The following is a 21,873-nucleotide window of genomic DNA, read 5'->3' as shown; positions in this document are numbered from 1 at the left end:
CACGATGCCTTCAACGTCACTTAAGCTGCGAACATTATGTTTTTACATAAAGTGTTGCAACCCCGAATGACTTTTCGCCCACTCGTACAGGTTTGTGTCCATGCCCGCGCTGATTGAAGCTTTCCTCGACCCCGCCTCCTCGACCTACAGTTACGTGGTCTATGAAGCCGACGGCGGACACTGCGCAATCGTCGATCCGGTGCTCGACTACGACGGCGCCGCCGGCCGCACCTGTACCGCTCAAGCCGACAAAATCATTGCCTTCGTCCGCCAACACAACTTGCAAGTGCAGTGGCTGCTGGAAACCCACGCCCACGCCGATCACCTGTCCGCCGCGCCCTACCTGCGCCGGGAACTGGGCGGCAAGATCGCCATCGGCGAGTCGATCAGCAAAGTGCAGAACGTGTTCAAGGCGCTGTTCAATCTGGAGCCGGAGTTCTGCGTCGACGGCTCTCAGTTCGATCACCTGTTCGCGCCGAACGAGTCATTCAGCATCGGTAATCTCAAAGCTACCGCGCTGCATGTACCCGGCCACACACCGGCGGACATGGCTTACCTGATTGATGGCGAGCAGATTCTGGTCGGCGACACGCTGTTCATGCCGGATGTGGGCACGGCGCGCTGCGACTTCCCCGGCGGCAACGCCAATCAACTGTACAACTCGATCCACAAACTGCTGGCCTTCCCGGCAAGCGTGAAGCTTTACGTCTGCCACGACTACCCGCCTGAAGGTCGCGAGTCGCAGTGCCAGACCACGGTGGGCGAGCAGCGCAAAAGCAACATTCATGTGCATGACGGGGTTGATGAGGCGGCGTTTGTCGACATGCGCACGAAGCGTGATGCCGGGTTGGGCATGCCGACGCTGTTGCTGCCGGCGATTCAGGTGAATGTGCGGGCGGGGAACTTGCCGGCGGCTGAGGACAATGGTGTGGTTTATCTAAAGATTCCGATCAACAAACTCTGATCGACAGCACTGACCGACAGACGGTTGGTTTTCACCCGTGAACCTGTAATTTCTGACAGTAGACGCCAAAGCGCCCAATGCGCAGAGTCAAAACTCCCGACCGATCGAGTTAAAAGGAGTTTTCTCATGAGCGCAGTAGCTGACGAAGTGACCATCCTTTTTCCCAAAAATCACGCAACTGTCCACCACGACATCCTGTTTCAGGGAAAAGGCACAACCGGAGCGACTGTTGTCCTGACGGCAAACACCGTTGAGATTGGTCGCACTGTCGTGACAGAAGAAAGTTCCTGGCACATTGATTTTGCATTGCTTGGCAATGGCGCAAAAAACATTGTTGCAACCCAGACCGACCTGCTTGGAAATGTCACCCGCCACGGCGTTACCCTCTACGTCACAACTAGGGAAGTCAAAATCAGTTCACCTCTCGAAAACGACTCGGTGCTTTCTCATGTTCTGGTGAATGGCGAAGGCGATCCGGAGGCAATCATCGAAGCGTTTATCAACGGTAAAAGCGTTGCCAGCGCGACGGCGGATTGGGGTTATTTCACCCTCTCGATCGGCCCTCTGCCTGACGGGAACCACCGAATAGCCGTACAGCAACGCTCTATTAGTGGCGAGGTTTCATCAGCCATTGTGAACATCACCTGTAATGCTGGCCGGCCGTTGCACATCAAGCAGCCTGTAGAGGGTGAGGAAGTATTTTCTGGCCACGAGTTCAGAATTGAAGCTTTGGCCAATGCAACACTGATCGCCACGGAAAATGGCGAATCCATAGCTCAAGGTCAAAGCGACATCTATGGACACTGGCTATTTACCTACGATGCAACTTCACTCGGTGAAAAAACGGTCAAAGTAATGCAGGAGTTGGAGGGTTCAATCCAAACCACGTCCGTAACTTTTAGCGTTATCAGAGGGCATATTCAGGTTTCTATTTATGCTCCGTATCCAGATTCCGATGTTTCGCCAGGAGTGGGATTCGCCGGAAATGGTGAGGGCTGCGCAAAAATTACGCTTTCGGATGCAAATCAGGTCCTCGGAGAGGGAGTAGTCGACCGCTTAAATCCAATAGGTGACGCGTATTGGTATGTGATTCCAGACAAGAAGCTCACGCCAGGCGAAAAATACATAACCGCGACACAAATCACGCACGACGGGTTGAAGTCCAGCGCAACCATTAAGGTCAATGTTGTCGAGAAATTGCCGGTGACCTTCTTCCATCCTCATGACGGTGAAACAACGGGATCAATTTTTTCAACCTACGGCACTGGCACCGTAGGGGCTCAAATACTCCTGACTGAAGACTCGCACCCGATAGGCAACGCTACCGTTGATACATCGCACGATTGGATGATCGACGTTAAAGGCCTATCGGCTGGAGAAAAAAAATCGACCGCGGTTCAGACTTATGAAGACGGAACAACCAGTAAAGCGACCGTGGTGTTTAATGTCGAACCCCAAATACCATTCACTATTGAATACCCGGAAGAGGGCTCGACGGTTCATCAGCTTGACCCTGAATTCGCGGGAACAGGACAGCCGGATGCAATAGCGGTTTATATAGATGAATTTGAAGGAGACATTCCGATAGTCATTGCCAGGGTCGACGGCAATGGCAACTGGAAAGGTCGTTCTGGAAAAGCTTTTCAGTATGGCAAAAACAGCATAACCATATCCCAGCAAAACGCACTCGAACCCACAAGCGTCACGCGCACTTTCTACATAACGCCCCCTTGATGCTTTTATTCGATCCGGGTTGATTTGGGGATCACGCCCCCAACGTCAACCCATTCGCCGGCAACGGCAGCGCGGTTTTATACCGCACCTGCTTCAACGCAAAACTCGAGCGAATATTCGCCACCCCCGGCACTTTGGTCAGAAAGTCCATCATGAAGCGCTCCAACGACTGAATCGTCGGCACCAGCACCCGGATCAGATAATCCGGGTCGCCGGCCATCAAATAGCACTCCATCACTTCGGGGCGATCAGAAATCGCTTCTTCGAAATGCTGCAACGCCAACTCCACCTGTTTCTCCAGGCTGACGTGAATAAACACGTTCACGTGCAGCCCCAGCAGATCGGCGTCCAGCAGCGTCACCTGCTCGCGAATCAGGCCTAATTCTTCCATCGCTTTCACCCGATTGAAGCACGGCGTCGGCGACAGATTCACCGAGCGTGCAAGGTCGGCGTTGGTGATGCGCGCGTTCTCTTGAAGGCTGTTGAGAATGCCGATGTCAGTACGATCCAGTTTGCGCATGAGACAAAACCACCTGTTTTTTATGTTTATGCAGAATTTCTATCTGCAAATCGTCTCCAGCGCAACGAAACAGAGATAAATATTCTTCTTCGCCCGGCCTATGATTGTTGTAGGACAAGATTTCCTCTACCGAGGAATGACTGCCAGCTCACTACAAGAAATTCACAAGATCGAGCGTAGAAGCCATGACCCAAGCGTATGAACCGCTGCGTCTGCACGTCCCTGAACCCTCGGGCCGTCCAGGCTGCAAAACCGATTTTTCCTACCTGCATCTGACCGATGCCGGTACGGTGCGCAAACCTTCCATCGACGTCGAACCTGCCGACACCGCCGACCTGGCGCGTGGGCTGATTCGCGTGCTCGACGATCAAGGCAACGCCCTCGGCCCTTGGGCTGAAAACGTGCCGGTCGAGATCCTGCGCAAAGGCATGCGCGCCATGCTCAAGACGCGCATCTACGACAACCGCATGGTCGTCGCCCAGCGTCAGAAAAAGATGTCGTTCTACATGCAGAGCCTTGGCGAAGAAGCCATTGGCAGTGCTCAGGCGTTGGCGCTGAACATCGACGACATGTGCTTTCCGACCTATCGTCAGCAAAGCATTCTGATGGCCCGCGAAGTGCCACTGGTCGACCTGATCTGCCAACTGCTGTCCAACGAGCGCGATCCGCTCAAGGGCCGCCAGTTGCCGATCATGTATTCGGTTAAAGAGGCGGGGTTCTTTACCATTTCCGGCAACCTTGCGACCCAGTTCATTCAAGCGGTCGGCTGGGGCATGGCGTCGGCGATCAAGGGCGACACCAAAATCGCCTCGGCGTGGATCGGTGACGGCGCGACCGCCGAATCGGATTTCCACACCGCCCTCACCTTCGCTCACGTTTATCGCGCGCCGGTGATCCTCAACGTGGTCAACAACCAGTGGGCGATTTCGACCTTCCAGGCGATCGCCGGTGGTGAAGCCACCACCTTCGCCGGACGCGGCGTCGGTTGCGGCATCGCTTCTCTGCGCGTCGATGGCAACGACTTCTACGCGGTCTACGCCGCTTCTGCCTGGGCTGCCGAACGCGCCCGCCGCAACCTCGGCCCGACCATGATTGAATGGGTCACCTACCGCGCCGGCCCGCACTCGACCTCCGACGACCCATCGAAATACCGTCCTGCCGATGACTGGAGCCACTTCCCGCTCGGCGACCCGATCGCCCGTCTCAAACAGCATCTGATCAAGGTCGGCCACTGGTCGGACGAAGAGCACGCCGCCGTCAGCGCCGAACTCGAAGCCGAAGTGATTGCCGCGCAGAAACAGGCCGAACAGTACGGCACCCTCGCCGGCGGGCAGATTCCAAGCGCCGCGACCATGTTCGAAGACGTCTACAAAGAGATGCCGGAGCACTTGAAGCGCCAGCGTCAGCAGTTGGGGATCTGACATGAACGATCACAACAACAATATTCAGCTGGAAACCGCCATGACCACGACCACCATGACCATGATCCAGGCCCTGCGCTCGGCCATGGATGTGATGCTTGAGCGTGACGACAACGTGGTGGTGTTCGGTCAGGACGTCGGCTATTTCGGCGGCGTGTTCCGTTGCACCGAAGGCCTGCAAACCAAGTACGGCGCCTCGCGCGTGTTCGATGCGCCGATTTCTGAAAGCGGCATCGTCGGGGTTGCCGTTGGCATGGGCGCCTACGGTTTGCGTCCGGTCGCCGAGATTCAGTTCGCCGACTACGTCTACCCCGCCTCCGACCAGATCATTTCCGAAGCGGCGCGCCTGCGTTATCGCTCGGCTGGCGAGTTCACCGCACCGATGACCCTGCGCATGCCTTGCGGCGGCGGCATCTACGGCGGCCAGACGCACAGCCAGAGCATCGAGGCGATGTTCACTCAGGTCTGCGGCTTGCGCACCGTGATGCCATCCAACCCGTATGACGCCAAAGGCCTGCTGATCGCCTCCATAGAAAACGATGACCCGGTGATCTTCCTTGAGCCGAAACGCCTGTACAACGGCCCGTTCGACGGCCATCACGACCGCCCGGTAACCCCGTGGTCGAAACACCCGCAAGCGCAGGTTCCGGACGGTTACTACACCGTGCCGCTGGACGTTGCCGCGATCACGCGTCCGGGCAAGGACGTGACCGTGCTGACCTACGGCACCACCGTGTATGTCTCGCAAGTCGCTGCCGAAGAATCCGGTGTGGATGCCGAAGTCATCGACCTGCGCAGCCTGTGGCCGCTGGATCTGGACACCATCGTCAAGTCGGTGAAGAAAACCGGCCGCTGCGTGGTGGTTCACGAAGCCACGCGCACCTGCGGTTTCGGCGCCGAACTGGTGTCGTTGGTGCAAGAGCATTGCTTCCATCACCTGGAAGCGCCGATCGAACGCGTCACCGGTTGGGACACCCCCTACCCGCACGCGCAGGAGTGGGCGTATTTCCCAGGGCCGTCCCGAGTGGGCGCGGCGTTGAAACGGGTTATGGAGGTCTGAATGGGCACGCACGTTATCAAGATGCCGGACATCGGCGAAGGCATCGCAGAAGTAGAACTGTCGCAGTGGCACGTCAAGGTCGGCGATCTGGTCGTTGAAGATCAGGTGCTGGCGGACGTGATGACTGACAAGGCGATGGTCGATATTCCGTCGCCGGTGCATGGCAAGGTGATTGCGCTTGGTGGTCAGCCGGGTGAAGTGATGGCGGTTGGCAGTGTGCTGATCAGCATTGAGGTTGAAGGTGCCGGCAATCTGAAAGAATCCGCCGCGCCTGCGCCTGTTAAAGAAGCACCCGTTGCGCCGAAAGTTGAGGCCGTTGTTGAGAGCAAGCCCTCTCCAGCCGCCCCACGTCCGGCTGCCGTTTGCCAAGGCCCGATGGTGGCTCGCGAAGCAGACGAACGCCCGCTCGCCTCCCCGGCCGTGCGCAAACATGCGCTGGATCTGGGTATTCAATTGCGTCTGGTGCGCGGTTCCGGCCCGGCCGGTCGGGTGTTGCACGAAGACCTTGAAACCTACTTGGCGCAAGGTCAGTCGAACGCCTCGGCACCAGTTGCCGCTGCTTACGCCCAGCGTAATGACGAAGAACAGATTCAAGTGATCGGCATGCGCCGCAAGATCGCCCAGCGCATGCAGGACGCCACTCAACGTGCCGCACACTTCAGTTATGTCGAAGAAATCGACGTTACTGCGATTGAAGAACTGCGTGCGCACCTGAATGAAAAACACGGGGCCAGCCGTGGCAAGTTGACCTTGCTGCCGTTCCTCGTCCGCGCCTTGGTCGTCGCCCTGCGCGACTTCCCGCAGATGAATGCCCGTTACGACGACGAAGCTCAGGTCATCACCCGCCTCGGCGCGGTACATGTCGGCGTCGCCACGCAAAGCGATGTCGGCCTGATGGTGCCGGTGGTGCGTCACGCCGAAACGCGCAGCCTGTGGGACAGCGCCACGGAAATCTCGCGTTTGGCCAATGCCGCGCGTAATGGCAAGGCCAGCCGCGACGAATTGTCCGGCTCGACCATCACCCTGACCAGCCTCGGTGCGCTGGGCGGCATCGTCAGTACGCCAGTGTTGAATCTGCCGGAAGTAGCCATCGTCGGCGTCAACAAAATCGTCGAACGGCCGATGGTCGTCAAAGGCCAAGTGGTGATCCGCAAGATGATGAACCTCTCCAGCTCGTTCGATCACCGCGTGGTCGATGGCATGGACGCGGCACTCTTCATCCAGGCCATTCGCGGCTTGATCGAACAACCTGCCACTTTGTTTGTGGAGTAAGGCTCGTATGCAATCTCTGAACACCACGCTGCTGATCATCGGCGGTGGCCCCGGCGGTTATGTAACCGCTATTCGCGCCGGGCAACTGGGCATTCCGACGATTCTGGTCGAAGGCCAATCGCTGGGCGGCACTTGCCTGAACATCGGCTGCATACCGTCGAAAGCGCTGATCCATGTGGCTGAGCAGTTTCACCAGACCCGGCATCACAGTCAGCATTCGGCGCTGGGCATCAGCGTTGCCGCGCCGACGCTCGACATCACTAAAAGTGTCGAGTGGAAGGACGGCATCGTTGATCGCCTGACCACAGGCGTGGCTGCCCTGCTGAAGAAGAACAAGGTTCAAGTGATCAATGGCTGGGCCAAAGTCATCGACGGCAAGACTGTTGAAGTCGGCGACACGCGTATTCAGTGCGAGCACATGGTGCTGGCCACCGGTTCGACCAGCGTCAATCTGCCGATCCTGCCGATTGGCGGGCCGATCATTTCCTCCACCGAAGCGCTGGCGCCGACATCCGTGCCGAAACGTCTGGTCGTGGTGGGTGGGGGTTACATCGGTCTGGAATTGGGCATCGCTTATCGCAAGCTCGGCGCCGACGTCAGTGTGGTCGAGGCACAGGATCGCATCCTGCCAGCCTACGACGCCGAACTGACGCAACCGGTGCATGACGCGCTGAAGCAACTCGGCGTGAAGCTGTTCTTGAAACACAGCGTGCTGGGTTTCGACGGCACGTTGCAGGTGCGCGACCCTGAGGGCGAGACGCTGAACCTGGAAACCGATCAGGTGCTGGTAGCCGTCGGTCGCAAGCCGAATACACAGGGCTGGAATCTGGAAGCGCTGAATCTGGACATGAACGGCTCGGCGATCAAGATCGACAGCCGCTGCCAGACCAGCATGCTCAATGTCTACGCGATAGGCGATTTGAGCGGCGAGCCGATGCTGGCCCACCGCGCGATGGCGCAGGGCGAAATGGTTGCCGAGTTGATCAGCGGCAAAACCCGTGAATTCAGCCCGACCGCGATTGCTGCGGTGTGCTTTACCGATCCGGAACTGGTGGTGGTCGGCAAGACGCCGGACGAGGCTAAAGCTGCGGGGCTGGACTGCATTGTGGCGAGTTTCCCGTTCGCGGCGAATGGCCGGGCGATGACGCTGGAGTCGAAAAGCGGCTTCGTGCGCGTGGTCGCTCGTCGGGACAATCATCTGATTGTCGGCTGGCAGGCGGTGGGCGTTGGCGTGTCCGAGTTGTCGACAGCGTTTGCGCAAAGCCTGGAAATGGGCGCGCGGCTCGAGGACATCGGCGGCACCATCCATGCGCATCCGACCTTGGGAGAAGCGGTGCAGGAAGCGGCGTTGCGTGCCCTCGGGCATGCGTTGCACCTGTAGGCCCCTTCGCGAGCAAGCTCGCTCCCACATTTGGAATGCATTCCCCTGTGGGAGCGGGCTTGCTCGCGAATTCTTGAGAGCAACGCGATTTATCTGTCTGTCATCCGATAGTCCGGGCTGCGAAACCGCTCAAGAATGAAGTATTGTTGTGCCCATCCAAAAAACGTCAGAAGCCTTGAACCGTTTCGACGGTTGTTCAGTGATAGAGGGTGTCATGGGTAACGAAAGCATCAATTGGGACAAGCTGGGTTTTGACTACATCAAGACCGACAAGCGCTATCTGTCGTACTTTCGCGATGGCGAGTGGGACAAGGGCACCCTGACCGAAGATAACGTGCTGCACATCAGCGAAGGCTCGACGGCCCTTCACTATGGCCAGCAGTGCTTCGAAGGCATGAAGGCCTATCGTTGCAAGGACGGCTCGATCAACCTGTTCCGCCCGGATCAGAACGCCCTGCGTATGCAACGCAGCTGCGCGCGTCTGCTGATGCCGACCGTTGATACCGAGCAGTTCATCGAAGCCTGTAAGGAAGTGGTTCGTGCCAACGAGCGTTTCATTCCGCCTTATGGCACCGGCGGCGCGCTGTACCTGCGCCCGTTCGTGATCGGCGTAGGTGACAACATCGGCGTGCGCACTGCCCCCGAGTTCATCTTCTCAATCTTCTGCATCCCGGTCGGCGCCTACTTCAAGGGCGGCCTGACCCCGCACAACTTCCAGATCTCCAGCTACGACCGCGCCGCCCCACAAGGCACCGGCGCAGCCAAAGTCGGCGGCAACTACGCGGCCAGCCTGATGCCGGGCTCGAAAGCCAAGAAAGCCAACTTCGCTGACGCGATCTACCTCGATCCGATGACCCACACCAAGATCGAAGAAGTCGGTTCGGCCAACTTCTTCGGGATCACCCACGACAACAAGTTCATCACCCCGAACTCGCCGTCGGTTCTGCCAGGCATCACCCGCCTGTCGCTGATCGAACTGGCGAAATCGCGTCTGGGCCTGGAAGTGGTTGAAGGCGATGTGCTGATCGACAAGCTGTCGGACTTCAAAGAAGCCGGCGCTTGCGGTACTGCGGCAGTGATCACGCCGATCGGTGGCATCAGCTACAACGATCATCTGCATGTTTTCCACAGCGAGACAGAAGTCGGCCCTGTGACCCAGAAGCTTTATAAAGAGCTGACCGGTGTACAGACCGGCGACATCGAAGCGCCAGCAGGTTGGATCGTTAAGGTTTGATTTGACGGCTCTGGATGTATAAAAGCCCTCCACCGAGTGATTGGTGGGGGGCTTTTTTGTTGTGGTGATAAAGATCAAAAGATCGCAGCCTTCGGCAGCTCCTACATAGATCTCCTGTAGGAACTGCCGAAGGCTCGGGCCGCGATCGGACGATCTTTTGATCTTCTATTTCAAGGCAATCCTTTTTCCGGCACGACTGGCGATCCCACTCGCCTGCCCGTTCTGCTGTTTCCCCATCCGCGCCTGCGTAATCAGCCCAGGAATCAACTCGCCCTCCGGCAGATTCTTCCAGAACCGCACCGGCAAATGTCCCTGCATGACCTTCGGATTCAACCGCGCCGGATTGAAGATGTGGCTGTAATACGTCAACCACAGATCACCATGCGGATCATCGACGTTCTGCGCCAGTTGCTGCCATTCCACGGGGCATTGACGCTGGTGAATCAGTTGCTCGCCATCGTAATAAACCCCGTCACGCGGCGTCGCGATCAGCCAGCGATGACGGCCCATGCGCCCGATGAAATGTTCGCTGGCACTGTGCAGGATGTCGTGGGCCGGTTCGTGCCACGCCACGTATTGCGGGCCAGCGCTGGCTGATGGCCGTTCGATGAAGCGCACAAACGCATGCAGGTGATGGGCTTCGCGGCGCACCTGTTTGATACGCCGCTGTAGCTCGCTGCCAAGCTTGTCTCCGGCGAGCATGGCCGTGCGATCGCCATGGCTGACCCGCCACAGCACTTCATACAAAAGGCTCCAGCGCTGATCGCCGCGGTATTGCGCCGCTTGTTCCAGCGTATCGAGCAATGCACGCGGGATCCTCGCCATAAACGGCCCCTGACCCTCTGGAACTGGATCATCATTGGCGAACAGATCTCCCACCCCTTCCGACGCCCAACTCACCAGACTTGGATCGATTTCATGGCTCAGCAGCCAACGTGCTTGCTGACGCCACGTCTCGAACAGATCGTCGCAATCAAGATTGATCATCCCCACAGCCCCATTTGCTGCGGCATCGGCCGGTCGCGTAATTGCTGATAAAGCAAATGGCTGGTGACTTCGGCCTGCTGTGGGTGGTAATCGCTGGTGATGATGAACGGCTTGGCCTTGGCCAGCACGCAGCGCATACGCGCGACGTCTTCGTAGCGGATTCGGCGCTGACGACGCAGCTCGACCAGGCGTTCGGTGGTGCGCAGGCCGATGCCGGGGATGCGTGAGATCAGACACGCTTCGGCACGGTTCAGATCCAGCGGGAACACTTCACGATTCTGCAGTGCCCACGCCAGTTTCGGATCGATGTCCAAGGCCAGATTGCCCGGGCCCTTGAGCAGTTCGTCAGCGCTGTATCCGTAGCTGCGCAGGAGGAAATCGGCTTGGTACAGGCGATGCTCGCGCATCAATGGCGGCGCGGCGAGGGGCACGCTTTTCGGGCTGTCGGGGATCGGGCTGAATGCCGAATAATAAACCCGCCGCAAACGGAAGTTGCCGTACAGCGACTGCGCACTGTGCAAAATTGTGCTGTCGTCGGTGTCATCGGCGCCGACGATCATTTGCGTGCTCTGCCCAGCGGGCGCGAACTTCGCTGAACGGGGTTCATTGAGAACGGTCTGCACACCGGTGAAGATGGTGTTCATGGCCTGCTTGATCGAGCCGATATCTTTCTCCGGCGCCAACGTCTGCAGGCTGGCGTCGGTGGGCAGTTCGATATTCACGCTCAAACGATCGGCATAACGCCCCGCTTCTTCGATCAACGCAGGATCGGCTTCGGGGATGGTTTTAAGGTGGATGTAACCGCGAAATTCATGTTCTTCGCGCAGCAGCTTCGCGACGCGTACCAGTTGCTCCATGGTGTAGTCCGCCGAGCGGATGATTCCGGAACTGAGAAACAGCCCGCTGACGCAGTTGCGCCGGTAGAAATCCATGGTCAGCGCCACCACTTCTTCCGGCGTGAAACGTGCGCGGGGGACGTCACTGGAACGGCGATTGACGCAGTATTGGCAATCGTAGAGACAGAAATTGGTCAGCAGAATCTTCAACAGCGACACGCAGCGCCCGTCCGGCGTGTAGCTGTGGCAAATGCCCATGCCATCGGTCGAGCCCAGACCACTCTTGCCCTCGGAGCTGCGTTTGGGCGCACCGCTGCTCGCACATGACGCGTCGTACTTGGCGGCGTCGGCGAGAATGCTCAGCTTGTCGATGATTTGCATGGCGCGGGCTCTTTACTGTTTGGATATACAGTATAGCGTCGCGAGCTTGGGCACAAGGTTGGGCACGACCCCTCGTCGGCTTGGAGCGAAGATCAAAAGATCGCAGCCTTCGGCAGCTCCTACACGTGATCCGTTACCCCTGTAGGAGCTGCCGAAGGCTGCGATCTTTTGATCTGGCCTTTATCAATCGCCACCTCAACACCAAACCGCACACTGATTTCCTTGCGCCCTACGGCCGTCAACGCCAACGCCCGACTGTCCAGATCCTGCGTCACCCACTTACGCCTCAACGCCGCTTGCAACAACGCAGCCCCCAGCGAACCACCCAGATGTGGGCGCCGCATGCTCCAGTCCAGACAAGGACAAGCAAACTTGCGGCGCAACGTGCTCAAATCCTGCACCTCGATACCCAGACATTCAAACAGCGCCCCGCCACTGTCACTCAAGCGATATGCCTGCTCGCCAGTCTCCACCAGCCATCCGGCCTCGATAAAACGGTCATGCAGCAACACCGCCAGCGTCCCGGCCATATGGTCATAGCAAGTCCGCGCGAATTGCAGACGATCCGGCGTGTGCGGTTTGAACGTCGGCGCGGCGCTCTGGCCAATCACCATCAAGGCTTCCAACGCCTGGGCGACACGCTGGTCGGCGAGGCTGTAATAACGATGACGGCCCTGCACATGCAGACGCACCAGCGCGAGATCCTTGAGTTTGGCCAGGTGCGCACTGGCCGTGGAGGCGCTGACCTCAGCGATGGCGGCCAACTCCGTACTGGTGCGGGCGTGGCCATCCATCAGCGAGCAAAGCATTTTCGTACGTGCCGGTTCCGCGATGGCGGCGGCCACTTGCGAAACGCCGATGTCTTGATGTTCTGCGTGCATATTTCGCTCCCGGACGAATCGTCGCCGCTGACGAACGACGATACTCGCATCACTTTCCTGACGACAAGGCTGCGAACCATGGATCCGATCAACGCTGCGACTCATACCGATCCCTATCCTTATTACGCATCGCTGCGTGCTCAAGGAGGCTTGGTGTTTCATCAGGAACTGAAATTGTGGGTCGCCAGCAGCGCCCGTGCGGTGTGCGTGGTGTTGGCGCATGCCGATTGCCGCGTGCGTCCTGCACAGGAACCTGTGCCGAAAGCGATTGCCGATGGCATGGCCGGCAAGGTGTTCGGCCAGTTGATGCGGATGAATGATGGCGAGCGTCAGCGTTGCCCGCGTTCGGCAATCGAGCCTGCGCTTGAGCTGATCAATAAAGCCGAGGTTCGCGCCTTGGTGGCTGCACGGTTAATAAACGTGGACGCCGACGGCTTATATAAAGCCATGTTTCGCGGGCCTGTTTGCGTGGTCGCGGCGCTGCTAGGTTTTACCCCGGCGCAGGGCCGGGCGATCAGTGCGCTGACGGCGGATTTCGTCGCCTGTCTCTCACCGTTGAGCAATGACCTGCAATTGGCGGCGGCGCATGCGGCGGCTGAGCAGTTGCGCGGGTATTTCATCGAGTTGCTGGCTGAGGCGGACAGCGCTTTGCTGACAGAAATTCAGCGGCGTTTTGAAGGCGATGGGGAAGCGCTGATCGCCAATTTGATCGGGCTGTGTTCACAGACTTATGAAGCCACTGCCGGGTTGATCGGTAATGCGTTGGTGGCGCTAAAACGTCAGCCCAATTTGCGTGAGGCGCCGATGGAAGCGGTGTTGGCGGAAGTGCAGCGTTTTGATCCGTCAGTGCAGAACACGCGACGGTTTGTGGCGCAGTCCTGTGAGATCGATGGGGTGCGCGTTGAGGCTGGGGATGTGATTCTGCTGTTGTTGGCCTCGGCCAATCGGGATCCGGCGTTGAACGAGCATCCTGACCAGTTTTTGCCGGATCGCCCGAACCGGCGCAGTTTCAGTTTTGGCAGCGGTCGGCATCAGTGTCCCGGGCAAATACTGGCGATGGAAATTGCCAGTGCGACTGTCAGAGAAATCCTCGATCACGGTGTGAATCTGGAGCGACTGGCCTGGCATTACCGGCCTTCGCTGAATGGGCGGATGCCGATGTTCAGTTTCTTCGGTGACTGATAGGCCGCCTTCGCGAGCAAGCCCGCTCCCACAGTTGATTTGCGTCGGGCTCGAATCCCCTGTGGGAGCGGGCTTGCTCGCGAAGAGGCGCGGAAAAACGCAGCATCATTTCGGCATCATCCACAAGGCTACAGCGCCTTGCGCCTTTGCCTACAACTACGCCAGAATCCGCCGGCTTGTGCGGTTTGGGGGCTGCCGGTAACTTGGTTCGCGTCACTGAATGTTCAGTGATCGGGTTTAGTCGCTCGGTAATCCACTCAATCTGTACAACGTTCCAGACAGTGGGTATTTCGATACCTCACTCAATGGTAGCTGTGCGCAGGGCGCCTTCGGGTGCGCCGGTTTGGGTGGGGTTTCCGGTCGACTAACCTGCGTATAGCTGCCACCTCTCGTTTAGTCGCGAAGTGGTGTCAGCATCACTTTGGAAACCTCCGCAATGTTCAAAGTAACGCCGAATCCACCAGAAACAGATGCCATACCCGAATCAGATCCAACCTCCCCCTACTCAGCCCCCAATTCCAGAAAACTCCACGAAGCTGCCGAACGCGCCCTCGACCATTACCTCAAACCGCACCTCCCGTCCGAACGAAAACCCAGCACCATGTTCCTCGTCGCCCCGAACATGGACACCGAATCCCTTCTGGCTCACGCCTGCGAATCCATGGCCTCGGCCAGCATCATGCTCAGCGACTTCGCCGGCCTGCTCGAAACGCCCTACCGCAACACCCTGCTCGGCATCCAGCAAGTCGTCATGCTCGGCGAACTCGCCGTCAACCGCGCCCTCGACAACCTCGAACCGCCCACCCGAAACTAAGACTGAAAACTGTGGCGAGGGAGCTTGTCGAATCGTCGCACCGTCCCGCTCGGCTGCGAAACAGTCGCAAAACCGGTATCTGCGGTGTATCTGAAATACCCGGATTGAATGGTTTTAGGGTTGCAACGCAACCCAGCGGGAGCAAGCTCCCTCGCCACAAAAAAGCAGGCCGTCTGAAACCAAGGAAACAGGCTATGAACCCATGACGGATCATCAAAACCGCAATCAGAGATATTCAAGTGTTTGGGACGCATTGGAAGACACTCCGCAGGACGCAGCCAATATGCGTCTGCGAGCCAAACTGATGCGTACGCTTTGCGAGACCGTTAAGAGCTCGGATGACCCACCGAAGAAAGCAGCCAAACGACTTGGAATCGGTGAGTTTCAGCTCAAGGATTTGCTAAAGGGCAAAATCGATAAGTTTTCGCTCGATAAGTTGTTAAACCTGTCGCCCCAACCATGATTTTTACACTTGTAACAAGCACTAGAGCTTCAGACTCGTCCTACATCTAACTGATGCATATTGATTTAGCGTCCACATCGCTTTTTGACGATGGAACAAGGACGCTCATGCCTCTTAGATCTGACATCCCTCGGGTTCAAAACCCACCCGCTGGTGACGGGCACCACATCACCACACGCTACATGACTGCCACCGAACTGGCAGAACGCGAAGCCAGGCAAACAGCTTACGAAGACATGTTGGCCAGACAGCAAGCTTACGAAAATCGACTTATCAAACAACCGATACAACTTCAGCCCGAAACAAAAGGTTGTGTATTTGCCAAGAGCTGCAAGCTTCCGAATGGTGTCATCAATCATGCCAGCAACGCCGGATTCATCCCTGTCGAGAAGCTGGCCGATTTTGGAGAGTTGGCCCTGTTAGGCGGGCGCGAAAGAGATGCCCTTGGAAATATCCCCTTAAAAAGAATCGGCGGTAGCAACTTGCCCACCACAGTGGGAACCCTTGCTCTAGGTTCGATTGCGACTGCAAGCTCCAACGCCGGTACCGTCGGTGGAGCTAATGTAATGTCGGCAGGTGTCGCTGCCGGTGCAATGATCGGTATGGTTGCGTTGCTTTGGCCATCCAGCGTGGGAGACAGTTCGCTTTATACAGAAGAACAACTGAAATCACTTGAGAAAGGCCGCAGTCGCGTCCGACTGCATGTAGAGCAACAGGCTGATGGCACTTTGAAGGGGTATGGATTCAACACCCAGACCCGCAGCGATTGGGAAATGATTCCTGTCGTTCAATTCGTCGAACACGGCAATCAACGAATCGCAAACTTCGGCAACGGTGCAACACTGATCTGGACGCCGGCCATTGACTCATCCAGCACCTTGGGTATTCCAACGCTGGAGGCTTCGCCGCAAACTCCACACATCTGGATTTACCCTCCGACCGAACAAGCAGACAGAATCATCGTCAATCCGGTTTACCCACCGGAGTACCAAGATTTCATTCTGGTTTTTCCGGCTGACTCAGGGGTGCCGCCTCTGTATGTAGTGCTTTCAAGACCCGCTCTCGGCGGTGATATTAAGTACCACAGGCCCCCGGTAACTCTCCCCGCATTCCCGGATACCTTTCCTGTCAAATCCAAAAGCAGCGTTCAAGGCGGCGGTAGCAGACGAAGCCGATGGAAAGACAGGAAGGGTCGAATTTACGAGTGGGACAGTAAGACTGGCGCGATTGAGCTTTATAACAAGCAGGGCAAACATCTTGGCGAGTTTAACCACGAGACAGGGGAGCGGATCGATCCAGCAGACCCTGAAAGATCAACCCCAAAATGACCAGGAGGTTACTGATGTTTTTATGGATTAGCGGTTTTTTGAAAGATGATGACTACGATGACTCATTAAAATATGAGTTCACTGTGAATCAAAAATCCGAACCCGCCGTGCTCGCCGTACTGGGCTGGAAGAATTTGGATGATAGCCCTGATGGAGAGTGGCTGCTGACAAGTGATCAAGTTCAACAAATCAGCGAAGTAATTGCTGAGCAAATACCTATGGAGCTGGATGTATTCATTGGCGTAAGAGGTTAACCCCGCTGAACCTTGAATATGACGATTCATCAATATCCCGCGAACACGCGATAGGACTTCTTGCTAGCGGCGTTAACAAGAGCGTCATTATCGGATTGATTTCTATTGGATTAACCGAGGAAGACAGAGCTTGGGCAGAGGACATCTGCCTGAAACACCTATCCAGCGAAACCGAAGCGATTGTGGCGTCCGCAGTTACTGCTCTCGGCCACATCGCACGCCGACATGGCGAACTGGATACCGAAACGGTCTTGCCGGCGCTGGAAATAACCAAGGAGAGATTTCCCTCTCTCGTAGGGACGATCGAAGATACGCTTGACGATATCGACGTATTCACCTGATACGCCGAATGTCATTTGGATGAGGGCAAGTCCCTCATCCAGCCCAATAGCCGTCCGCCATCTCAATCCTCCCGCGTTAAAACCTCCAACAACTCAATCTCAAACACCAGATTCGAATTCGGCGGAATCTTGCCCATCGTCCGCTCGCCATAAGCCAAATGCGCCGGAACCAGCAATTTACGCTTGCCGCCCACCTGCATCCCCATCAGTCCTTGATCCCAGCCCTTAATTACACGACCGGTGCCAATCACGCACTGAAAAGGTTTGCCACGGCTGTAGGAAGAATCGAACTCGCTGCCGTCTTCCAGCCAGCCTGTGTATTGGGTGGTGATCAGCGCGCCTTTGACTGCGGCTTTGCCCTCGCCCACTTGGAGATCGATTACCTGCAGTTCATCATTCATAACATTCGCTCTATTGTTCAGCAGGCCGCCGTTTTCCCAGAATTGCTGGCTGTTGGCAACCCGAACACGCAGATCAACGCTGTATCCGAATCGAGTGATGACGAATTAAGATAGCCAACCGCCACTACTTCACGGATCGATTCGCCATGCCGGCAGCGCCCCAATGACCCAGCTCTGGATCGGCCTCGCCGTTGGCGTGATTTTGCTGGCCGTGATTGCCGTGCTGTTCTGGCGCGAACGTGAATTGCGTCGGCAACTCGCCGATTACCGAGAGCTGCTGACCCGCGCAGCCGATGGCCAGAACATTCATCAAGACGGCGATGCCGAGCGCTTTAAACGCAGCCAATATTTCGCGCGCATTGGCACCTGGGATTGGGAGGTCGATACCGATCGCCTTTACTGGTCAGACGCCATCTACGGCATGTTCGGTTTCAAGATCGGTGACATCACGCCGTCCTATGCCCTCTTCTGCTCCTGCGTACACCCGGATGACCGCGTGCGGGTGCGCGACGGTGAGTTGCGTTGCCTGGAAACCGGGGAAAACCATGACGAGGAATACCGCGTGGTCTGGCCCGACGGCACGATTCGCTGGCTGCGCGAGACCGGCAACGTAGTGCGCAACGACCACGATGCGGTGATCAAAATGATGGGCGTGGTGCGCGACATCACTGAAGAAAAGGCCTCGGCCAGTTACCTCCAGCATCTCGCCCACTTCGATCCGCTGACCGGTTTGCCCAATCGTCTGGTGCTGGAGCAACGGCTGTCCGAAGCACTGGATCAGGCGCGACAAACCGAAACCCGCGTCGCGCTGGTGTTCGTCGACCTCAACGGTTTCAAAAACATCAACGACCACTACGGCCACGCAGCCGGCGACCGCGTTTTGATCACCACGGCCACCCGCCTGAAACGCATCCTGCGCAGCACCGACACCGTCGCGCGCATTGGTGGCGACGAATTCGTGGTCATCCTGCAGGGCCTGTCACCGAGCCTCAACCTGCAGGACGAAGCCCGCAGCATCTGTCAGAAAATTTTCATCGAACTGTCGCCACCGATCAGCATCGGCAACGACCAGCGCCACATCGGCACCAGCCTTGGGGTGGCGGTGTTTCCGGATCATGCGACGGCGATGGATCGGTTGCTGCACATTGCCGATCTGGCGATGTATGAGGCTAAGCGCAGTGGGAATAATCAGTATCGATTGGGCGGGGAAAGCCCTGCGCGAGTGCATGCGCAGGGCTTTTGAATCTCAACTTAACGCGGAACCGGTTTCATCTCGACAATCGTCCCGTTGGTAATCATCACCATGACGTACTGGTCATTGATCTGCACCCATTGCGCCTGCTCAACCGGTTTTTTCAGGCCTTTGGCTTTCCAGTCGATGGCTTTTTCGCTGCGTTGATAGATATCCGGGGCGCGGTCGTTGACCTTCAATTCGCGGTCGCTGACCGGGGATTGAACGGAGGGATCGCTTGAGGTTTGCGCCGCTTGAACAAGTGGACTGATCCCGGCAATGCCGGCGACGAGGGCCAGGCTGGCGATTAGGGTTTTGCTGTTCATCGGTGAACCTCTAATGATGTGTGATACCTGAACTCCGACTGCGGGGCGCGGGAATCATTCCGTATTTTTGCTCGGGCTGGCCAGGAAATTGTAGCCGCCTGTCATGCCTTCATCGCTGGCAAGCCAGGCTCCCACAGGATTTTCATGTGTCCGCAAATTTCGTGCACACAGCAAAACCTGTGGGAGCGGGCTTGCTCGCGAATGCGGTAGCACCGACAAAATATCCAGAGAATGACACACCGCTTTCGCGAGCAAGCCCGCTCCCACAGGAGTGATGTTTTTGCGCTACCATGCCGCGCAATTTCCCGCCGAGTGAAAAGGACATCACCGTGAACACCTATCTCGTCGTCAATCTGGTTTTGCTGGCGCTGTGCGCCCTCTACGCCATGCACGTGTTCAACTCGCTGGTGGCGCGGCGCAACGAAATTAAGAACGCCTTCGCGCAAGTCGAAGTGCAGCTCAAACGTCGTTATGACCTGATCCCCAATCTGGTGGCCATCGCCAAAGGTGCGATGGCCAACGAACGCGAAACCCTCGAAGCCGTGATCGTCGCGCGCAATGCCGCAGTGGCGGTGCTTGCAGCCGCACAGTCGCAACCGGGCAAGGCGCAAAACATCGAACAATTGGGTCAGGCCGACAGCGCGCTCAACGGCGCCGTGGATCGTTTGACTGTGACGCTCGAGGCCTATCCGGATCTGAAAGCCTCGCAGAACATGCTGCAACTGAGTGAAGAGTTGAGCAGCACCGAGAACAGAGTGAGTTTCGCGCGCCAGGCTTACAACGATGCGGTGATGGCTTACAACACGCTCAAACAGAGTTTTCCGGCGGTGCTGCTGGCGACCAGTTTTGGCCACGGCACCGATGCCGCTCCCCTTAAATTCGCTGACACATTGGCCATCAAGGTCGCTCCAAAAGTGTCGTTCTGATCCTCTTTGCCAACGGATGGCTTCATGAATTTTTTTGAACAACAGCGTCAGTCTCGACATCAGACTGCGCGGCTGATCTTGCTGATGGTCATGGCAGTTGCCTGCCTGATTCTGCTCACCAGCCTGCCCTTCGTCATCGGCGCCTTTGATCGCCGACACAACAGCGACATGGGCGCCGCCTGGCGTGCGTTGGCGTTCACCGCAACGTGGGTGTCGGGCATTGTGCTGGCGGGCAGTCTGTACAAATTCTTTCAACTGCGCGGTGGCGGCAAAGTCGTTGCGCAGACGCTTGGCGGGCGCTCTGTTAACGAAGACGTGCGCACGCTGGAAGAGCGCCAGTTAATGAACGTAGTCGAGGAAATGGCGCTGGCCTCTGGTGTCCCTGTACCGGCGGTTTACCTGCTGCCGGATGAGAGCATCAACGCTTTCGCCGCCGGATTCACGACCGAAGATGCAGCGATCGGTGTGACTCAGGGTGCAATAACACTGCTGACTCGCGATGAGTTGCAAGGCGTCATCGCTCATGAGTTCAGCCATATCTACAACGGCGATATGCGCCTCAACACGCGGTTGGTGGCAGTGGTTCACGGGATACTGGTGCTGGGTTTGGCAGGCGCTTCCTTACTCGCAGGGCTAGCCAATACCGGCAAGGGTGAAAAGCGTGATGGCCGGTTGGTTTTCGTACTGGCTTGTCTCGGACTGATACTGTGCGCGGCCGGTTTTGCCGGTAGTTACTTTGGCAATCTGATCAAGGCAGCGGTCAGTCGCCAACGCGAGTTTTTGGCGGATGCCAGTGCCGTGCAATTTACGCGCAACCCCCAGGGCCTTGCCGGTGCGCTGAAAAAGATTGCCAGTCAGGGTTCGTCCTTGAGTTCACCACGAGCCCAGCAGTTCAGTCATCTGTACTTCAGCGACGGCTCAGCAAAGCCGTTGAAAAACCAGCTAGCCACTCACCCTGATATTGGCGAGCGCATTCGGCGGATTGATCCTCTTTGGGATGGCAGTTTTACCAATATCCCGGGATCAATCCAAGCGCGAACCGAGCCTCGAACCTTTCCGCATCTGTCTGACGTCTTCAGCATGGTTCCTGATTCAGCCATGGCTGTGCTTTACGAGATGAATGCGGATCAGGCTCCCATTTCTACCATCGGCGTCATCCCCCAAACTCTCAAAGATGCCGCTCACAGCACCGAAGGCGCACAGGCCATCGTTTACGGCCTGCTACTTTCCCGCTCGCCTTCACTCTCGGCAATTCAACTCGATGCACTACAAGATGATATCGACGCCGCAGTATTCGACACCCTCAACCATCTACATGAACCGTTATTGACGCTGAATCCAGGCCTGCGTCTACCGCTGCTGGATCTCGCTATCCCCAGCCTCAAGCACCTGGACAAGAAGCCCTTCGCGGCGTTGAAGCAAACCATGAACCGGCTGATAAATACCGACAACGAAACCGAGCTACTGGAGTGGACACTGCTGGGCATCGTCGAACGCAATGTCGAGGGCGCGCCTGCGGTTCAGTTCAAGTTCGGATTGTTTCAGTGCGCGGAACAATTGCTGGTTTTGCTCAACGCCATGGCCCGCGCCGGGCAGCAGAATCAACAGGCAGCCTTGAAGGCGCTGCATTTTGCCTGGGAAGGACTGACGTTCGAACCGCCGGAAGAACTGCCGATTGAACTGGAAGAACTGGCAGGACTGGAAGCGGCGATCAAGCGTCTGCGCCATCTTATGCCGGAAGAGCGGCCCGCCCTGCTCAACGCGATGACTCGTTGTGTGATGCATGACGGCGTAATCACCGTGGCTGAGGCGGAAATTTTCCGCGCGGTGGCTGATTTGCTCGATTGTCCGTTGCCACCGTTTCTGGTCGCAACTGCTGACGCTTAGACCGCCATCGCTGGCAAGCCAGACTCCCACAGGATTGCGGGGTGCTCGC

The 21,873-nt window shown here is 57.3% G+C and carries 21 protein-coding genes; 15 read left to right on the top strand and 6 right to left on the bottom strand.

Annotated elements, in window-relative coordinates:
- The first annotated feature begins 100 nt into the window (after positions 1–100).
- Together ACZZ0D_RS07720 and ACZZ0D_RS07715 are read left to right on the top strand one after the other, a co-directional pair.
- Positions 101–964 (top strand): MBL fold metallo-hydrolase, encoded by an 864-nt coding sequence (locus ACZZ0D_RS07720; RefSeq protein ID WP_463552835.1) that lies wholly within the window; start codon positions 101–103, stop codon positions 962–964.
- A gap of 126 nt (positions 965–1,090) precedes the next feature.
- Positions 1,091–2,698, top strand: a complete 1,608-nt coding sequence (locus tag ACZZ0D_RS07715; protein WP_463552834.1) for a hypothetical protein — start codon at positions 1,091–1,093, stop codon at positions 2,696–2,698.
- Between the two features lie 31 nt (positions 2,699–2,729).
- Here ACZZ0D_RS07715 and bkdR read toward each other — a convergent pair whose 3' ends face one another.
- The gene (bkdR, locus tag ACZZ0D_RS07710; protein WP_008086971.1) at positions 2,730–3,218 is read right to left on the bottom strand and encodes a Bkd operon transcriptional regulator BkdR; all 489 of its coding nucleotides are present in this window, start codon (positions 3,216–3,218) and stop codon (positions 2,730–2,732) included.
- 185 nt (positions 3,219–3,403) lie between these two features.
- Here bkdR and ACZZ0D_RS07705 point away from each other — a divergent pair, with 185 nt between their 5' ends.
- The 5 genes from ACZZ0D_RS07705 to ACZZ0D_RS07685 all read left to right on the top strand — a co-directional run bounded on the left by ACZZ0D_RS07705 (position 3,404) and on the right by ACZZ0D_RS07685 (position 9,586).
- Positions 3,404–4,639 carry a 3-methyl-2-oxobutanoate dehydrogenase (2-methylpropanoyl-transferring) subunit alpha gene (locus tag ACZZ0D_RS07705; RefSeq protein ID WP_007915086.1) on the top strand — a complete coding sequence of 412 codons (1,236 nt, stop codon included), beginning with the start codon at positions 3,404–3,406 and terminating at the stop codon, positions 4,637–4,639.
- 1 nt (position 4,640) lies between these two features.
- Positions 4,641–5,699 (top strand): alpha-ketoacid dehydrogenase subunit beta, encoded by a 1,059-nt coding sequence (locus tag ACZZ0D_RS07700; RefSeq protein ID WP_463552833.1) that lies wholly within the window; start codon positions 4,641–4,643, stop codon positions 5,697–5,699.
- A complete protein-coding gene (locus ACZZ0D_RS07695; RefSeq protein WP_463552832.1) occupies positions 5,700–6,971 on the top strand; it encodes a dihydrolipoamide acetyltransferase family protein in 1,272 nt (423 codons plus the stop codon). It begins immediately after the preceding gene.
- Between the two features lie 7 nt (positions 6,972–6,978).
- Positions 6,979–8,352, top strand: coding sequence for a dihydrolipoyl dehydrogenase (gene lpdA / locus ACZZ0D_RS07690; protein ID WP_463552831.1), 1,374 nt, complete (start codon positions 6,979–6,981; stop codon positions 8,350–8,352).
- A gap of 214 nt (positions 8,353–8,566) precedes the next feature.
- Positions 8,567–9,586 (top strand): branched-chain amino acid aminotransferase, encoded by a 1,020-nt coding sequence (locus ACZZ0D_RS07685; RefSeq protein ID WP_053121443.1) that lies wholly within the window; start codon positions 8,567–8,569, stop codon positions 9,584–9,586.
- Positions 9,587–9,751: 165 nt separating this feature from the next.
- Here the strand turns inward: ACZZ0D_RS07685 and ACZZ0D_RS07680 are convergent, their stop codons facing one another.
- The 3 genes from ACZZ0D_RS07680 to ACZZ0D_RS07670 form a co-directional block, all read right to left on the bottom strand.
- Entirely contained in the window at positions 9,752–10,573 is an 822-nt protein-coding gene (locus tag ACZZ0D_RS07680; protein ID WP_463552830.1) for a TIGR03915 family putative DNA repair protein, read from the bottom strand.
- Positions 10,570–11,790 carry a putative DNA modification/repair radical SAM protein gene (locus ACZZ0D_RS07675; protein WP_463552829.1) on the bottom strand — a complete coding sequence of 407 codons (1,221 nt, stop codon included), beginning with the start codon at positions 11,788–11,790 and terminating at the stop codon, positions 10,570–10,572. Before ACZZ0D_RS07675 ends, ACZZ0D_RS07680 begins: the two co-directional genes overlap by 4 nt.
- Before the next feature lie 119 nt (positions 11,791–11,909).
- Positions 11,910–12,671, bottom strand: a complete 762-nt coding sequence (locus tag ACZZ0D_RS07670; RefSeq protein WP_463552828.1) for an ArsR/SmtB family transcription factor — start codon at positions 12,669–12,671, stop codon at positions 11,910–11,912.
- 78 nt (positions 12,672–12,749) lie between these two features.
- Here ACZZ0D_RS07670 and ACZZ0D_RS07665 point away from each other — a divergent pair, with 78 nt between their 5' ends.
- From ACZZ0D_RS07665 to ACZZ0D_RS07645, 5 genes are all read left to right on the top strand, one after another.
- On the top strand, positions 12,750–13,853 hold the full coding sequence (locus ACZZ0D_RS07665; protein WP_463552827.1) for a cytochrome P450: 1,104 nt from the start codon (positions 12,750–12,752) through the stop codon (positions 13,851–13,853).
- Positions 13,854–14,289: 436 nt separating this feature from the next.
- Complete coding sequence (locus ACZZ0D_RS07660) at positions 14,290–14,667, top strand: DUF6124 family protein (protein ID WP_463552826.1); 378 nt, start codon at positions 14,290–14,292, stop codon at positions 14,665–14,667.
- Between the two features lie 202 nt (positions 14,668–14,869).
- A complete protein-coding gene (locus tag ACZZ0D_RS07655; RefSeq protein ID WP_463552825.1) occupies positions 14,870–15,130 on the top strand; it encodes a helix-turn-helix domain-containing protein in 261 nt (86 codons plus the stop codon).
- Between the two features lie 107 nt (positions 15,131–15,237).
- Positions 15,238–16,458 carry an S-type pyocin domain-containing protein gene (locus ACZZ0D_RS07650; RefSeq protein ID WP_463552824.1) on the top strand — a complete coding sequence of 407 codons (1,221 nt, stop codon included), beginning with the start codon at positions 15,238–15,240 and terminating at the stop codon, positions 16,456–16,458.
- 14 nt (positions 16,459–16,472) lie between these two features.
- The gene (locus ACZZ0D_RS07645) at positions 16,473–16,712 is read left to right on the top strand and encodes a pyocin S6 family toxin immunity protein (RefSeq protein WP_463552823.1); all 240 of its coding nucleotides are present in this window, start codon (positions 16,473–16,475) and stop codon (positions 16,710–16,712) included.
- 403 nt (positions 16,713–17,115) lie between these two features.
- Here ACZZ0D_RS07645 and ACZZ0D_RS07640 read toward each other — a convergent pair whose 3' ends face one another.
- Positions 17,116–17,454, bottom strand: coding sequence for an FKBP-type peptidyl-prolyl cis-trans isomerase (locus tag ACZZ0D_RS07640; protein ID WP_463552822.1), 339 nt, complete (start codon positions 17,452–17,454; stop codon positions 17,116–17,118).
- Positions 17,455–17,617: 163 nt separating this feature from the next.
- On the opposite strand from ACZZ0D_RS07640, the gene ACZZ0D_RS07635 reads away from it, so the two are divergent.
- Positions 17,618–18,697: a diguanylate cyclase domain-containing protein gene (locus tag ACZZ0D_RS07635; RefSeq protein ID WP_463552821.1), complete on the top strand. Its 1,080-nt coding sequence runs from the start codon at positions 17,618–17,620 to the stop codon at positions 18,695–18,697.
- An 8-nt stretch (positions 18,698–18,705) separates the two neighbouring features.
- Here ACZZ0D_RS07635 and ACZZ0D_RS07630 read toward each other — a convergent pair whose 3' ends face one another.
- Positions 18,706–19,011 (bottom strand): RcnB family protein, encoded by a 306-nt coding sequence (locus tag ACZZ0D_RS07630; protein ID WP_053121466.1) that lies wholly within the window; start codon positions 19,009–19,011, stop codon positions 18,706–18,708.
- Between the two features lie 323 nt (positions 19,012–19,334).
- Between ACZZ0D_RS07630 and ACZZ0D_RS07625 the strand changes: the two genes are divergently transcribed.
- Both ACZZ0D_RS07625 and ACZZ0D_RS07620 read left to right on the top strand, forming a co-directional pair.
- Positions 19,335–19,937, top strand: coding sequence for a LemA family protein (locus ACZZ0D_RS07625; RefSeq protein ID WP_463554770.1), 603 nt, complete (start codon positions 19,335–19,337; stop codon positions 19,935–19,937).
- Between the two features lie 168 nt (positions 19,938–20,105).
- Complete coding sequence (locus tag ACZZ0D_RS07620) at positions 20,106–21,824, top strand: M48 family metallopeptidase (protein ID WP_463552820.1); 1,719 nt, start codon at positions 20,106–20,108, stop codon at positions 21,822–21,824.
- Positions 21,825–21,873: the final 49 nt, after the last annotated feature.

It is taken from the genome of Pseudomonas sp. AC193 (genome assembly GCF_979258075.1).
This window is presented reverse-complemented; position numbering and strand designations above follow the sequence as displayed.

Bases quoted from the DNA above. Each gene is read 5' to 3' on its own strand.
- ACZZ0D_RS07720 (WP_463552835.1), top strand. From the start codon at position 101: ATGCCCGCGCTGATTGAAGCTTTCCTCGACCCCGCCTCCTCGACCTAC.
- ACZZ0D_RS07715 (WP_463552834.1), top strand. From the start codon at position 1,091: ATGAGCGCAGTAGCTGACGAAGTGACCATCCTTTTTCCCAAAAATCAC.
- bkdR (WP_008086971.1), bottom strand. From the start codon at position 3,218: ATGCGCAAACTGGATCGTACTGACATCGGCATTCTCAACAGCCTTCAA.
- ACZZ0D_RS07705 (WP_007915086.1), top strand. From the start codon at position 3,404: ATGACCCAAGCGTATGAACCGCTGCGTCTGCACGTCCCTGAACCCTCG.
- ACZZ0D_RS07700 (WP_463552833.1), top strand. From the start codon at position 4,641: ATGAACGATCACAACAACAATATTCAGCTGGAAACCGCCATGACCACG.
- ACZZ0D_RS07695 (WP_463552832.1), top strand. From the start codon at position 5,700: ATGGGCACGCACGTTATCAAGATGCCGGACATCGGCGAAGGCATCGCA.
- lpdA (WP_463552831.1), top strand. From the start codon at position 6,979: ATGCAATCTCTGAACACCACGCTGCTGATCATCGGCGGTGGCCCCGGC.
- ACZZ0D_RS07685 (WP_053121443.1), top strand. From the start codon at position 8,567: ATGGGTAACGAAAGCATCAATTGGGACAAGCTGGGTTTTGACTACATC.
- ACZZ0D_RS07680 (WP_463552830.1), bottom strand. From the start codon at position 10,573: ATGATCAATCTTGATTGCGACGATCTGTTCGAGACGTGGCGTCAGCAA.
- ACZZ0D_RS07675 (WP_463552829.1), bottom strand. From the start codon at position 11,790: ATGCAAATCATCGACAAGCTGAGCATTCTCGCCGACGCCGCCAAGTAC.
- ACZZ0D_RS07670 (WP_463552828.1), bottom strand. From the start codon at position 12,671: ATGCACGCAGAACATCAAGACATCGGCGTTTCGCAAGTGGCCGCCGCC.
- ACZZ0D_RS07665 (WP_463552827.1), top strand. From the start codon at position 12,750: ATGGATCCGATCAACGCTGCGACTCATACCGATCCCTATCCTTATTAC.
- ACZZ0D_RS07660 (WP_463552826.1), top strand. From the start codon at position 14,290: ATGTTCAAAGTAACGCCGAATCCACCAGAAACAGATGCCATACCCGAA.
- ACZZ0D_RS07655 (WP_463552825.1), top strand. From the start codon at position 14,870: ATGACGGATCATCAAAACCGCAATCAGAGATATTCAAGTGTTTGGGAC.
- ACZZ0D_RS07650 (WP_463552824.1), top strand. From the start codon at position 15,238: ATGCCTCTTAGATCTGACATCCCTCGGGTTCAAAACCCACCCGCTGGT.
- ACZZ0D_RS07645 (WP_463552823.1), top strand. From the start codon at position 16,473: ATGTTTTTATGGATTAGCGGTTTTTTGAAAGATGATGACTACGATGAC.
- ACZZ0D_RS07640 (WP_463552822.1), bottom strand. From the start codon at position 17,454: ATGAATGATGAACTGCAGGTAATCGATCTCCAAGTGGGCGAGGGCAAA.
- ACZZ0D_RS07635 (WP_463552821.1), top strand. From the start codon at position 17,618: ATGACCCAGCTCTGGATCGGCCTCGCCGTTGGCGTGATTTTGCTGGCC.
- ACZZ0D_RS07630 (WP_053121466.1), bottom strand. From the start codon at position 19,011: ATGAACAGCAAAACCCTAATCGCCAGCCTGGCCCTCGTCGCCGGCATT.
- ACZZ0D_RS07620 (WP_463552820.1), top strand. From the start codon at position 20,106: ATGGGCGCCGCCTGGCGTGCGTTGGCGTTCACCGCAACGTGGGTGTCG.